The 13,798-nt window shown below is 71.8% G+C and carries 9 protein-coding genes and 1 pseudogene; 6 read left to right on the top strand and 4 right to left on the bottom strand.

The annotated features are described in order from the left end of the window. Together ACFO6Q_RS19640 and ACFO6Q_RS19635 are read left to right on the top strand one after the other, a co-directional pair. A pseudogene (locus tag ACFO6Q_RS19640) lies at window positions 1–513 on the top strand (hypothetical protein); the annotation flags it as partial. Between the two features lie 139 nt (window positions 514–652). Continuing rightward, window positions 653–2,074: a UbiA family prenyltransferase gene (locus ACFO6Q_RS19635; protein ID WP_380022887.1), complete on the top strand. Its 1,422-nt coding sequence runs from the start codon at window positions 653–655 to the stop codon at window positions 2,072–2,074. A 25-nt stretch (window positions 2,075–2,099) separates the two neighbouring features. Here the strand turns inward: ACFO6Q_RS19635 and ACFO6Q_RS19630 are convergent, their stop codons facing one another. The 4 genes from ACFO6Q_RS19630 to ACFO6Q_RS19615 form a co-directional block, all read right to left on the bottom strand. Next, on the bottom strand, window positions 2,100–4,364 hold the full coding sequence (locus ACFO6Q_RS19630; protein ID WP_380022885.1) for a xanthine dehydrogenase family protein molybdopterin-binding subunit: 2,265 nt from the start codon (window positions 4,362–4,364) through the stop codon (window positions 2,100–2,102). After that, on the bottom strand, window positions 4,361–4,888 hold the full coding sequence (locus ACFO6Q_RS19625; RefSeq protein WP_380022883.1) for a (2Fe-2S)-binding protein: 528 nt from the start codon (window positions 4,886–4,888) through the stop codon (window positions 4,361–4,363). The genes ACFO6Q_RS19630 and ACFO6Q_RS19625 overlap by 4 nt, the downstream gene beginning before the upstream one ends. Before the next feature lie 292 nt (window positions 4,889–5,180). Beyond that, window positions 5,181–6,023, bottom strand: coding sequence for a hypothetical protein (locus tag ACFO6Q_RS19620; protein WP_380022881.1), 843 nt, complete (start codon window positions 6,021–6,023; stop codon window positions 5,181–5,183). A 215-nt stretch (window positions 6,024–6,238) separates the two neighbouring features. Next, complete coding sequence (locus ACFO6Q_RS19615; protein WP_380022880.1) at window positions 6,239–7,549, bottom strand: APC family permease; 1,311 nt, start codon at window positions 7,547–7,549, stop codon at window positions 6,239–6,241. 221 nt (window positions 7,550–7,770) lie between these two features. On the opposite strand from ACFO6Q_RS19615, the gene lysA reads away from it, so the two are divergent. From lysA to murD, 4 genes are read left to right on the top strand one after another with little or no spacing between them, the layout of a single operon-like run. Then, window positions 7,771–10,482 carry a diaminopimelate decarboxylase gene (lysA, locus tag ACFO6Q_RS19610; protein WP_380022892.1) on the top strand — a complete coding sequence of 904 codons (2,712 nt, stop codon included), beginning with the start codon at window positions 7,771–7,773 and terminating at the stop codon, window positions 10,480–10,482. Then, the gene (locus tag ACFO6Q_RS19605) at window positions 10,479–10,946 is read left to right on the top strand and encodes a hypothetical protein (RefSeq protein WP_380022878.1); all 468 of its coding nucleotides are present in this window, start codon (window positions 10,479–10,481) and stop codon (window positions 10,944–10,946) included. Before lysA ends, ACFO6Q_RS19605 begins: the two co-directional genes overlap by 4 nt. After that, complete coding sequence (murL, locus tag ACFO6Q_RS19600) at window positions 10,933–12,288, top strand: UDP-N-acetyl-alpha-D-muramoyl-L-alanyl-L-glutamate epimerase (RefSeq protein ID WP_380022877.1); 1,356 nt, start codon at window positions 10,933–10,935, stop codon at window positions 12,286–12,288. The genes ACFO6Q_RS19605 and murL overlap by 14 nt, the downstream gene beginning before the upstream one ends. Beyond that, on the top strand, window positions 12,275–13,789 hold the full coding sequence (murD, locus tag ACFO6Q_RS19595; RefSeq protein WP_380022876.1) for a UDP-N-acetylmuramoyl-L-alanine--D-glutamate ligase: 1,515 nt from the start codon (window positions 12,275–12,277) through the stop codon (window positions 13,787–13,789). Before murL ends, murD begins: the two co-directional genes overlap by 14 nt. Window positions 13,790–13,798 lie beyond the last annotated feature (9 nt).

Here is a 13,798-nt window from a genome sequence, read left to right as displayed (position 1 = left end):
CCGCGCCCGTCCGCGCCGGCCGAACGGCCGACGCGCGCGCCGGCGCGCAGCGAAGCGCCGGCGACAGCGGCGCCGTCCGCACCGAGCCGCGTCGCGCCGGCGGTGCAGGAGGCCGCACCGTCGTCCGCGCCGCAGTTCTACGGCCGCGACGGTAAGGTGCTGCTGCCGGAGAACGCCGCGGCGGGGGAGGCACCGTTTCCGCAGCTGCCGATCATCCCCACGGAAGGCAATCCGTTCGTGCATCGCAACCCGCTGCCGTACGAGCCGACGCGCTTCGACAAGTATTTCCCGTCGGTGCGCGAGACGCTGGGTGACGAACTCGTGCGCAAGGCGACCGTGCAGCGCAGCGCGCGCACGCCGTGGGGAACGCAGATCACCTGCACGTGGGTGCTGTTCTTCGGCGCCTGCGGCTGGGGTCCGGTGCCGCGGGCGACGATCGAGGAGCTGAAGGCGATGCGCGTCGAACTGCCGATGCCGAAGACGCCGCCGGCTCCCGGGCCGGTGTCGGACTGAGCCGGCTGCACACCGGCTGCATTCCGGCGATCGGCACGCGCAAATCCCTTACTATCGGATGAAATCCGCCGGCACGACGGCCGCGACGTTGCGTCGGCGGCGGGGACGGCCGCGCGGCAACGGAGGCGGGTTCCCGAAAATGCAGCGCGACGACGTTCCTCTGTGTGTCGATCTCGACGGCACGCTGCTGCGTTCGGACCTGCTGATCGAGTCGGCGCTGGCCGGCGTGCGGCGCAATCCGCTCGATGCACTGCGTCTGCCGGGCTGGCTGCGGCGCGGCCGCGCCGCGCTGAAGCGGCGCCTGGCCGAGCGGGCCGGGCTCGACGTCGCGCGCCTGCCGTACGACGTGCGCGTGGTGGAGTGGCTGCACGGCGAAGCCGCTTCGCGGCGGAAGATCCTGTGCACGGCGGCGGACGCCTCCCTTGCCGAAGCGGTGGCCGCCCACGTCGGCGGCTTCGACGAGGTGCTGGCCAGCGACGGGGCGAACAACCTGTCCGCCGCGGCGAAGGCGCAGCTGCTGTGCGCGCGCTTCGGCGAGCGCGGTTTCGACTATGCCGCCGACACGGAAGCGGACCTGCAGGTGTGGCGGCGCGCGCGGCGTGCGATCGTCGTCAACGCGCCGGCCGGACTGGCCGATCGCGTGCGCGGCGTGTGCGAGGTCGAGCGCGTGTTCGGCCGCGAGAACGGCGGCTGGCGCGACGTGCTGCGCGCGCTGCGTCCGCACCAGTGGCTGAAGAACCTGCTCGTCCTGCTGCCGCTGCTCGCGGCGCACCTGCTGTTCTCGCCGGCGGCCGTGTCGCGCGCGCTGCTCGCCTTCGCCTGCTTCTGCCTGTGCGCTTCGGCGGCCTACCTGGCCAACGACCTGCTCGACCTGCAGGCCGATCGCCAGCATCCGCGCAAGCGCTCGCGCCCGTTCGCCTCCGGCGCGCTGCCGATCCGCGCGGGCGTGGCGGCATCGCCGCTGCTCGCCGCCGCAGCGCTGCTGCTGGCGCTGTGCCTGTCGCGCGAATTCGCGGCGGTGCTGCTCGCCTACGCGACGACGACGGTCGCCTATTCGCTGTACCTCAAGCGCGTGGCGATCCTCGACGTCGTCACGCTGGCGGCGCTCTACACCATCCGCATCATCGGCGGCGCGGTGGCGATCCCGGTGCCGGCCTCGCACTGGCTGCTGGCGTTCTCGATGTTCCTGTTCCTGAGCCTGGCGATGGTCAAGCGCTACGCCGAGGTGCGCAGCGTCGCCGAAGCGGGCCGGGTGCAGGTGGCCGGCCGCGGCTATGCCGCCCAGGACCTGCGGCGGATCGAGATCCTCGGCATCGGCAGCGGCTGCCTCAGCGTGCTGGTGCTGGCGTTCTACATCGACAGCACGGCCAGCCAGGCGCTGTACCGCCACCAGGAATACCTGTGGGCGCTGACGCCGGCATTGCTGTACTGGATCGGCCGCGTCTGGTCGGTGGCGCGCCGCGGCGGCATGCACGACGACCCGCTGGTGTTCGCCACGACCGACCGCGCCAGCCTGGTCGTCGCGGTCGTCTGCGCGCTGATCGTCGCCGCCGCGATCTAGCCTTCGGCGCGCGCCGCCGCGACGATCACAGCATGCGCATCAGTTCCGGCATCAGCGGCAGCCGGCGCACGCGCACGGTGGTCGCCGCGTAGACCGCGTTGGCCAGCGCCGGCGCCGCGCTCGGCACGCCGATCTCGCCGGCGCCGCTCGGGTCGGCGGTCGACTCGACCAGCACGACCTCCACGTCGCGCGGCGCCTGCGCCATGCGCAGCAGCGGATAGTCGGGGAAGTTCTTCTGTAGTACCTGGCCTTCCTTGACCGTGATCGCAAGGTGCAGCGCCGCCGAGACGGCGTCGAGCGTGCCGCCCATCAGCTGCGCCTGCGCGCCGAGCGGATTGATCACGCGGCCGATGTCGGCGACGCAGACCGCGCGGTGGATGCGCAGCTGGTCGCCTTCGACCGACACCTCGAAGCCGTGCGCGGCGTAGCCGCCGAAGGTGTAGTGGCAGGCGATGCCCAGGCCGTGGCCGTCGGTGCGCGCGACGCCCCAGCCGATCTTCTCGGCCGCCAGCCGCAGCACGTTGGCGAGCCGGCCGGTATCGAGCACCGGGCCGCCGTGTCCCTGGTAGGGCAGCTGTCGCGGTTCGCCGATCAGCTCCAGCTGCAGCTTGAGTGCGTCCTGCTTGGTGACGACCGCGATCTCGTCGATGAAGCACTGCATCGCGAACGCCTGGAACGTGTGCAGCGGCGCGCGCCAGGCGCCGCGCGGCATGCCCGATTCGATCGCGAAGAAGCGCTTGTCGAGATTGGCGACCATCCCGGCCGGGAAGTCGTCCGGGCCGATGCAGCCGTTCCAGACCGGACGGTTCGCCGCGGCGCCGCTGCGGTAGTCGCGCGGCGTCGCCGCGCAGCGGTGCGACCAGCCGGTGACGCGCTTCTTGCGGTCGATCGCCGCGGCCATCGCGTGCACGCCGAACGGACGGTAGAAGTCGTGCTGCAGGTCGTCCTCGCGCGTCCACATCAGCTTGACCGGCCGGCCGGCCGCCTTGGCGATCAGCACGGCCTCGGCGACGAAGTCGTTCTTCAGGCGCCGGCCGAAGCCGCCGCCGGCGCGGGTCATGCGCACTTCGATGTCCTTGCGCGCCAGCCCGGTCAGGCGCGCGATCAGTTCCGAGGCGCCTTCCGGGTCCTGCAGCGAGGCGACCAGCCGCGCGCGGTCCTGCTTGATCTCGATCAGCGCGCCGGGAGGCTCCATCGTCGCGTGGGCGAGGAACGGCATCTCGTAGCGCGCCTCGATCACCTGTCGCGCCTGCTTGCGCGCCTTGGCGAAATCGCCGTCGGTGCGCACCTCGGCGCCGTTCTCGTCCTTGTCGAGCAGCTCGTTCGCGCGGGCGGCGAGCGCGCCGGTGGATTCCTTCGTCCACGGGCCTTCCTTCCACACGAGCTTGAGCGCTTCGCGTCCCTTCAGCGCCGCCCAGGTGTGGTCGGCGAGCACGGCGACGCCGGCGGCGAGCACGCCGTCGAACGGCGCATCCGGCTTCGGACCGGGAATCGGCACCACGTCGCGCACGCCGGCGACCTTGCGCGTTTCGCTGTCGTCGAACGAAACCAGCGTGCCGTCCAGGTGCGGGCAGCGCGCGATCACCGCGACCAGCGCGTTGGCGGCGTATTCGTCGATGCCGAAGCGGCTCTGCCCGGTGACGATCGCGCGGCCGTCGGCGGTGCGCGTGGGATGGCCGATGATGCGGTACTGCTCGGGCGACTTCAGCGGCACCGGCTGGTCGGGCGGGGTCAATCCCGCCGCGCTGCGCGCGAGCGCGCCGTAGCTGAGCTTGCGGCCGTCCGGCGCGATCACCTGGCCGGCTTCCGTGCGCAGCGAGTCGGCGGCGAGCTTCCATTCGGCCGCCGCCGCCTGCAGCAGCAGCCAGCGCGCGGTGGCGCCCGCCTGGCGCAGGTCCTTCCAGCCCTGCGGGATGCTGGTGCTGCCGCCGGCGCCCTGTTCGCCGTAGCGGCTGGACGGGCCCTTGTCGGTGTCGACGTAGCCGTACGGCAGCTGCACGACGCGCACCTGGGCCCAGTCGACGTCGAGCTCCTCGGCGATCAGCATCGGCAGCGAGGTGATCACGCCCTGGCCGATCTCGCAGCCGCGCGCGCCGATGACGACGCGGTTGTCGCGTTCGACGCGGATGAAGGGACCGATCGCGGTGAGGTCGTCGCCGAGCAGTTCCGGCGGCAGTTCCTGGCCGTGCGCGAGGCGCACGCCGATCAGCAGCGCGCCGCCGGCGGCCAGCGAGATGGAGAGGAAGCGGCGTCGGCCGGCGTCGACCGCCGCGGGGTCGCGCGCCGTCACTTGCCCTGGCCCTGCATCAGTTCGGCCGCGCGCAGGATCGCCTTGCGGATGCGCGGATAGGTGCCGCAGCGGCACAGGTTGCCGATCGTGGAGATGTCGTCCTCGCTCGGCTTGGGCTTGCGCCGGAGCAGGTCGACCGCGGCCAGGATCTGGCCGGCCTGGCAATAGCCGCACTGGGCCACGTCTTCCTCGATCCAGGCCTGCTGCACCGGGTGCAGTGCGTCGGCCTTTTCCAGCCCCTCGACGGTGGTCACCTTGCGTTCGGCGACGACGCTCATCGGCGTGGCGCACGCGCGCGCGGCCTTGCCGTCGATCAGCACCGTGCAGGCGCCGCAGGCGCCGATGCCGCAGCCGAACTTGGTGCCGGTCAGGCGCAGCGTGTCGCGCAGGAACCACAGCAGCGGCATCTGCGGATCGCCGTCGTGGTAGTACGGTTTGTCGTTGACCGTCAGCGCCAGGGGCGCCGGCGGTTGCACCGCACTGCGCTTGGCCGGCGCTTCGGCGGCATGTTCGGACTGGCTCATGCGATTCTCCGCGGCGTCCGCCGCGGCCAGGTGCGCGCGGGCGGACGGATGCGGCGATTGTCGCATTCCGTGCGGCGGCCGCACAGGCGGCGTGCCGGAAGACAGGCGGGCGCTGCGTTGCGTCCTGTTTGCGCGGCGCCCAGTCCCGGCGAGATGGGGGTTCGTCGGGAAGGGTCCGGAATCTGGCGGGAACCGGACCCGACGGCGCATCCCTGCGACCGTGCAGGCCCCGTGCGTGTACGTACTCCCGTCCGGCGGCCGGGGCTCCGCCGCCGTACGGTCGGCCTTCCTGTTACTGCGTGCAGTCGATCGACGCCGAGCTGTGTCCGACGACGACGTCGCCGGTGATCGTGCCGAGGACGTTCAGGCTCAGCCGCAGCGCGTTCGAGGTCTTCGTGCGCGAGGTGATGCCGTCGCCTTCGAGGACCTGCTCGTTGAGCAGCAGCGTCGCGCCGGCGATGCCGAGCGCGTTCAGATCGACGCCGGTATTCGGCGGCGGATTCAGCGGAAGCGGCACGTCGATGCCGAGGATCGACAGGTGCACGTTGCCGAGCGCGGCGGTGTCGTCCGGGCCGCTGCCCGGTGTGCCGTCGCCGCCGGTGCTGAAGTTGCCCTCGTCGAAGCCGTTGCCGTAGACGAGATCGTCGAGCAGTCCGTTGAGCGACGGCCCCGGCGGCGGCAGCGGGCAATGGCCGACCACCAGCGACTTGGAGCGGATCACGTCGGCCTGCAGCGAGAGCAGGCTGGCGCCGAGCAGGCCCAGCGCGGAGACGTTGAGTCCGGCGACCTGGCTCTGCGCGGCGATGCCGCTGTTGGACACGCCGGGAAGGTACTGGGCCTCGCTCATCAGCAGCCCGGTCGTCACGCGGGCGATGAGGGCGTTGCCGATGTCGATCGACGGCAGCTGGTTGGCGTCGTCGGCCGGCGAGGTCGCATCGACGATGCCCACCGGCGTCTGCGCCGACACGTTCAAGGCCGGGATGCCGAGGATGGTCAGCGAGATCGATAGATCGTAGGCGCTGGCATTGCCGACTTCGGCCAGCGCGGGCGTGCTTGCGCCCGCCAGCGCGACGACGGTCGCCAGAGCGATACGGCGACGCAGAGGAAGGAAACGAACCTGACTGTTGCGGAACATGATGCCTCTCCCATGAATGACCCTGCTCGGCCATCATGTTCCGGGGAGATTCGCGCTCAAGCTGTCATTTTTGACAGGCACCCAATCGGCCAATCTTCACGTCGTCTGGACGTTCGGACGCCTAAGCTGTCAACCCGTCGCATCGGGTCCGCGTGAAGAAAAAGTGACGCCGACGTGCAGGCGACGTCATCACCGCGACTCCCGCGCAGCCGCCGTCAGCGCGCCGCGAACCTTCGCCAGAAGAAGTACACCGGTAGTCCCGCCGCCGTGATCAGCGCGCCCATGCCGGCGTCGCGCGGATGGTTCCAGATCGTCACCGCGACCACCCACAGCACCACGGCGAGGAACGCCAGCGGCAGCAGCGGATACCACGGCGTGCGGAACGCGGACGGTTCGGCCGCGTGCATGCGGCGGTACCAGAACAGCGTCGCGATCACCGCCGCCATGCCGAGCCAGTCGCCGACGGTGGAGTAGTTCAGCAGCTGGTCGAAGGTGCCGGTCAGCGCCAGCGCGCAGGCCCAGGCGGCGAGCAGCAGCAGGGCGACGTTGGGCGAGCGCCAGCGCGGATGCAGGCGGCCGGCGGAGCGGAAGAACACGCCGTCCGCGCCCATCACCTGGAACACGCGCGCCGCGCCGATCATCGAGATGTTGCAGAAGCCGAGCGTGGAGATCGCGATGCCGGCGGCGATCAGGCGCGCGCCGGGTTCGCCGAAGGCGCGGCGCATCAGGTCGGCCGCCGGCGCGCTGCTCGCGGCGAGGCCGTCGTGGCCGAGCACGGCGAGGTAGGCGAGATTGGTCAGCAGGTAGCACGCCGCGACCAGCAGCATGCCGAAGATCAGCGCGCGCGGCAGCGTGCGCTGCGGATCGCGCACCTCGCCGGCGATGTCGTTGACGTAGTACCAGCCGCCGTAGGAGAACAGCACCGGCATCAGCGCGCCGCCGAAGGCGAGCGGGTTCAACGCCGGTGCCGGCGCGCTCGGCGCCGGCGCGCCGCCGAGGCTGAGGCCGATCGCGATCAGCGCGGCGATCGCGGCCAGCTTCAGCACGGTCAGGATGTTCTGCACCAGCGAGCCGGCGCGGATGCCGAACCAGTTGACGCCGGCCAGGAACACGATCGTGGCGACCGCCCACGGGCCCGGATTGTCGACCGTCACGCCGAACGCGGCCCCGGCGTACTGCACGAACACCGTCGCCACCGCGGCGAGCGCACCGGAGTGGTTGACCACCAGCAGGTTCCAGCCGAACACGAAGGCGACCACCAGGCCGAACGCCTCGCGCAGGTAGACGTAGCCGCCGCCGGCCTGCGGCCGCCGCGTGCCGAGCTCGGCGTAGCACAGCGCGCCGATCAGCGCGATCGCACCGCCGACCGCCCACGCCGCCAGCAGCTCGGCCGCCGAGCCGGTCTGGCGCGCGATCGCCGCCGGCGTCAGGAAGATGCCGGAGCCGATCACGCCGCCGACCACGATCATCGCGGCGTCCCACGAGCCCAGGCGCCGGGCGTAGCTGACGGAGGGCGTTGGGTCCATGCGTTGCGGCCGGATGGAAGGACGCCGCAGCATCGCGGTTCGTCGTCCGCGTGTCGAGTCAAAGGCCGCGGTTTGACCGGGTTTCGCCCGTGCCCGGCCGTCGTTGCGACAGGGCATTGCCAGCCGATTGCGTTTTGCTGCGACGCACGATAAGAATGAAGATTCCCTCGTCCGTGGAACCCTCCGTGAGCGCAGCCGCCAGTCCGGCGTCGACCGAATCGATGCCAGTTCGTCCGGCACCCTGGGTCGTGATCAAGTTCGGCGGCACCTCGGTGTCGCGGCGCGAGCGCTGGGAGAACATCCGTCGCATCGCCGCCGCGCACCGCGAGAACGGACGGCGCGTGCTGATCGTCGTCTCGGCGCTGTCGGGCATCACCGACCAGCTCAAGGCGATCGCCGAGTCGCGCACCGACGAGGCGAAGGCGCGCGAAGTGCAGACCGCGATCGTCGCCCGCCACGAGGCGATGCGCGCGGAACTCGGCCTCACCACCTGTGCGCGCATGGAGCAGCGGCTGGCCGAACTCGAACGCCTGATCGCCGATCCGCGCCGCGCGCAGGCGGCCGTCGACTGGCAGGCCGAGGTGTTCGCGCTCGGCGAGCTGATGTCCAGTTCGCTCGGCGCCGATTTCCTCGCCGCGAACGGACTGCCGACGCAGTGGCTCGACGCGCGCGAGCACCTGTGCGCGGCGCCGATCGCCAACCAGAGCGCCTGGGCGCGTCATCTCTCCGCCAACGTGCCGGCCGCGCCGGATGCGCCGTTCGCCGCTGCGCTGGCCGCGCGCGGCGACTGCTTCATCACGCAGGGCTTCATCGCGCGCAACGAAGACGGCCAGACCGTGCTGCTCGGCCGCGGCGGCTCGGACACCTCGGCCGGCTACTTCGGCGCCCTGCTGAAGGCCGAGCGGGTGGAGATCTGGACCGACGTGCCCGGCATGTTCAGCGCCAACCCGCGCGTGGTGCCGGAAGCGCGCCTGCTGGCGCGGCTGGACTACGAGGAAGCGCAGGAGATCGCCACCACCGGCGCCAAGGTGCTGCATCCGCGCTCGCTCGGGCCGCTGCGCCGTGCCGGCGTTCCGCTGGTCATCAAGGACACTCATCGGCCGCAGCTCGCCGGCACCGAGATCCGCGCCGTCGCCGTCGATGCGGCGCCATGCGTGAAGGCGATCAGCGCGCGCAAGGGTGTCACGCTGATCTCGATGGAAACGGTCGGCATGTGGCAGCAGGTCGGCTTCCTCGCCGACGTGTTCGAGGCGTTCAAGCGCCACGGCCTGTCGGTCGACCTGATTGGCTCGGCCGAGACCAACGTCACCGTGTCGCTGGACCCGACCGAGAACCTGGTCAACTCCGACGTGCTGTCGGCGCTGGCTTCGGACCTGGCGAAGATCTGCCGCGTCAAGGTCATCGCGCCGTGCGCGGCGGTGACCCTGGTCGGCCGCGGCATGCGCTCGCTGCTGCATCGCATGTCCGGCGTGCTGGCCGAGTTCGGCGCGCTCGACGTGCATCTGATCAGCCAGTCCTCGAACAACCTCAACCTGACCTTCGTCGTCGACGAGGCGCTCGCCGACGACCTGATTCCGCGCCTGCACGTGCTCTTGATCCGCGCCGACGCGCTGCGCGCCGAGGACGGCGCGGTGTTCGGCCCGAGCTGGCGCGAGCTGGACGCCGAGGCCGCCGCGCCCCGGCGCGAGACCTGGTGGATGCGCCGGCGCGAAGAACTGCTGCGCCTGGCCGCACAAGGCACGCCGCGCTACGTCTATGCGCTGGACGCGGTGCGCGAGCAGGCGCGTGCCTTGCGCACGCTGTCACCTCTCCCGCTCGCGGGAGAGGTCGCGCCGGCAGGCGCGGGTGAGGGCAGCGCAGTGGTGCGCTCGACCAGCATCCCCTCACCCCGGCCCCTCTCCCGCGAGCGGGAGAGGGGTTCGAACATCGTCGACCGCTGGCACTACGCGCTGAAGGCGAACCCGCACCCGGCGATCCTGCGCACGCTCGACGAGGAAGGCTTCGCCTTCGAGTGCGTCTCCATGGCCGAAGTCGAAGCGGTGCGCGCGACGCTGCCGCAGCTGGCGGCCGAGCGCATCCTGTTCACGCCGAACTTCGCCCCGCGCGAGGAATACGCGCAGGCGCTGCAGGCCGGCGTGCGCACCACGCTCGACGCGCTGCATCCGCTGCAGCACTGGGGCGAGCTGTTTCGCGAGCGCGAGATCCACCTGCGCCTGGACCTGGGTGTCGGCCGCGGCCATCACGACAAGGTCAAGACCGGCGGCGCGGCGTCGAAATTCGGCCTCGCGCTCGACCAGGTGGAAGAGTTCCGCGCACTGGCGCGCCGGCACGGCGCGCGCATCGTCGGCCTGCACGCGCATCTGGGCTCGGGCATCCTCGACGCGGCGCACTGGCGCTCGGTCTACGCGCAGCTGGCGAGCCTGGCCGAAGGTTTCAGCCGCATCGAGTCGCTCGACATCGGCGGCGGGCTCGGCGTGCCGTCGCGGCCGGACGAGGCGCCGCTCGATCTCGCCGCGCTCGGCGCGGCGCTGGCCGAGGTCAAGAGCGCCTATCCGCAATTCCGCCTGTGGCTGGAGCCGGGCCGCTTCCTGGTCGCCGACGCCGGCGTGCTGCTGGCGCGCGTGACGCAGGTCAAGCGCAAGGGCACGGTGCACTACGTCGGCATCGACGCCGGCATGAATTCGCTGATCCGCCCGGCGCTGTACGAGGCCTGGCACGAGATCGTGAACCTGACGCGGCTGGGCGAGCCGGCGCAGGCGATGGTGCAGGTGGTCGGCCCGATCTGCGAGACCGGCGACGTGCTCGGCGCGAACCGGCGCTTGCCCGAATGCCGCGAGGGCGACGTGATCCTGATCGCCCAGGCCGGCGCCTACGGCGCGGTGATGGCTTCGCGCTACAACCTGCGCGAGCCGGCGGCGGAGATCGTGCTGTGAGCCGCGCGCGGCTGTACCTGCATCTGGCCGCGCTGGCGGTTCCGCTGCTGGCCACGTCGGTGTGGTCGTTCGCGCTCAATCGCGGCGACCTGCCGCTGGCCGTGAAGCAGGACGCGATCTTCGGCGGCATCGGCGTGCTGTCCGCGCAGCTCGCCGCGCTCTTGCGCTGGCCCGCGCTGGAGCGCCGCGCGCGCGCGGGCGAAGGCGCGTGGCTGACCGGCCTGGGCATGGCCGCGCTCACGCACGTGTTCTTCGGCGTGATCTTCGCCGTGATGGTGAACGCCTCGCTGCTGTGGCTGCAGCCGGAGGAAGCCAGCGGCACGACCGACGCGATCCTGCAGGCGCTGTTCTTCATCGCGATGTCGGTGCTGGTCGTCGGCGCCGCGTTCTTTCCGCTGACCGCGGCGCTGGCGCACGGCATCGCCGCGCTGCGCCGCAAGGAGCTCGCCGATGGCGCTGCCTGATCCGCGCGCCGCACGCGCGTTCCGCTTCGTGCGCCGCGACTACGCCGACGGCGTCGCGTCGCTGGTGTACGCGTTCGACGACGGCCCGGAGCTGATCGAACGCGTCGTGTTTCCGGACGCGCCTTCTCCCTCGCTTCGACGCGCAGCCGCGCTCGAGGCCGCGCTCGACCTGCTGCACGCGATCGCCGGCGTCAGCTACTACAAGGCCGGCGTGCCGGGCGCGATCGCGTTCGAGTCGCCGGCGCCGGATGCGGCGACCGCGGCGTTCCTGGATACGCTGTATCTGCACGGGCTGGGCGAGTTCGCCTACCACAACCGGCTCGACCTGCGCGGCCGCATCCGCTTTCCCGCCGGCGCCGCGGTCCGCGCCGCCGCGCCGCTGGCGGAGCAGGGCTCCGCACCGCCGCGCCGCACGCTGGTGCCGATCGGCGGCGGCAAGGATTCGCTGGTCAGCGTGGAAATCCTGCGCGCTGCCGGCGAGGACGCGACGGCCGTGTGGGTCGGGCAGTCGCCGCTGATCGCCGCCTGCGCCGAACGCACCGGCCTGCCGACGCTGAACATCCGCCGCGAGCTGTCGCCGGTCCTGTTCGACTACAACAAGCTCGGCGCCTACAACGGGCACATTCCGGTCACCGCGATCAATTCGGCAATCCTCGTGCTCGCCGCGGTGCTGTACGGCCACGACGCGGTCGCGTTCTCCAACGAACGCTCGGCGTCGAGCGCGACGCTCGAGTACGAAGGCCAGCCGGTCAACCACCAGTGGAGCAAGGGCTGGGAGTTCGAGCGCGCCTTCGGCGAACTCGTGCGCGAGCGCGTCGCCGCGGACCTGCGCTACTACTCGCTGCTGCGTCCGCTGTCGGAGCTGGCGGTGGCCGAACGCTTCGCACGCCACACGCGCTACGACGACGTGTTTTCCAGCTGCAACCGCAACTTCCGCATCCTCGGGCCGAAGCCGGCCGACCGCTGGTGCGGACAGTGCCCGAAGTGCCATTTCGTGTTCCTCGCGCTGGCGCCGTTCATGCCCAAGCCGCGCCTGCTGGCGATCTTCGGCCGCAACCTGCTCGACGACGCGACGCTGGCGCCGGGCTTCGATGCGCTGATCGAGTACCGCGATCACAAGCCGTTCGAATGCGTCGGCGAGGGCGCCGAGTCGCGCGCCGCGTTCGCCGCGCTGGCGGCGCGCGCGGAATGGAGCGAGGACGCGCTGGTTGCGCGCTTCGCCGACGAGATCGCGCCGCAGCTCGACGCGGCCGAGCTCGCGCTGCCCGCGCTGCTCGCGCCTTCCGGCGAGCATCGCATCCCGGTGCAGCTGCAGCCGTTCGTGCTCGATGCGCATCGCTGAGCTCGCCGGCCGCCGCGTCGCAGTGTGGGGCTACGGCCGGGAAGGGCGCGCGGCATTGGCGGCCCTGCACGCGCGCCTGCCGTCGCTGCGGCCGACGCTGTTCTGCAGCGAGGCGGAGGCGCGCTCGATCGAACTGCGGCGTCATTCCCGCGAAAGCGGGAATCCAAAATCGGCACTTGCGACTGCGCCGGACGAAATGGATTCCCGCTTGCGCGGGAATGACGTCGTGGCTGGCGTGGGGGCCGTAGAGGCAATCGGGATAATTGGCGCAGCTGAGGCAGTGGATGCCCTCGGAAGCATCGAGATCGTCACGACGCCGCCCGACGGCGCGGCGCTGTCCGCCTTCGACGTGGTGATCAAGTCGCCCGGCATCAGCGCGTACAAGCACGAGATCCTCGAGGCGCAGCACAACGGCACGCGCTTCACCTCCGGCACGGCGCTGTGGTTCGCCGAGAACCCGCAGGCGCGGGTGATCGCGGTGACCGGCACCAAGGGCAAGAGCACGGTGACGGCGCTGGTGGCGCACCTGCTGCGCGCGCTCGGCCGCCGCGTCGCGCTGGCCGGCAACATCGGCCTGCCGCTGCTCGAGCTGCTCGATCCGCCGCAGGCGCCGGACTGGTGGGTGGCGGAGCTGTCGAGCTTCCAGACGCGCGAGGCCGCCGCGGTCGAGGTCGCCGTGATCAACAACCTGCACGAGGAGCATCTCGACTGGCACGGCACGCGCGAGCGCTACGCCGCCGACAAGCTCGCGCTCGCCGCGGTCGCGCGTACCGTCGTCGCCAACGCGGCGCAGGCGTCCCTGCTCGCGCGCATTGCGACGCATCCGCGCGTCGCCGGCTTCGGCGCGGCCGACGGCTGGCACGTCGCCGACGGCGCCGTCCGCCGCGGTGAACGCCGCGTGTTCGATCTCGCGCGATCGCCGCTGCCCGGGCCGCACAACGCGCTGAACCTGTGCGCGGCGCTGGCCGCGCTCGAGGCGGCCGGCGAAGACGCCGTCGCCGCGGCGCCGGCGATCACCGATTTCCGCGCGCTGCCGCACCGCCTGCAGACGCTCGGCGAGCGCGACGGGCTGTGCTGGATCGACGACAGCATCGCCACCACGCCGCAGGCGACGTGGGAGGCGCTGGCGAGCCTGCCCGGCCGCGCCGTCACCGTGCTCGTCGGCGGCTACGAGCGCGGCCTGGACTGGGGCGAGTTCGCCGAACGCGTGTGCGAGCGGCCGCCGCAGGCGATCGTCGCGATGGGTGCCAACCGCGCCCGCGTCGAGGCGCGGCTGCGCGAGGCCGGCGGTGCGTACCGGCTGGAGTCGGCGGCGAGCGTCGACGACGCAGTGCGTGTGGCGCGCACGCTGACGCCGGCCGGCGGCGTCGTGCTGCTGTCGCCCGGCGCGCCGAGCTTCGACCAGTTCAAGGATTACGCCGAGCGCGGCCGCCGCTTCGCCGCGCTGGCCGGTTTCGATCCGGACGCGATCGGCGCCATCGAAGGGCTCGGCATCGCCTGAGCGTTGCAC

This window comes from Dokdonella ginsengisoli, from assembly GCF_042652785.1.
Classification (GTDB): Bacteria; Pseudomonadota; Gammaproteobacteria; order Xanthomonadales; family Rhodanobacteraceae; genus Dokdonella_A; species Dokdonella_A ginsengisoli.
This window is presented reverse-complemented; position numbering and strand designations above follow the sequence as displayed.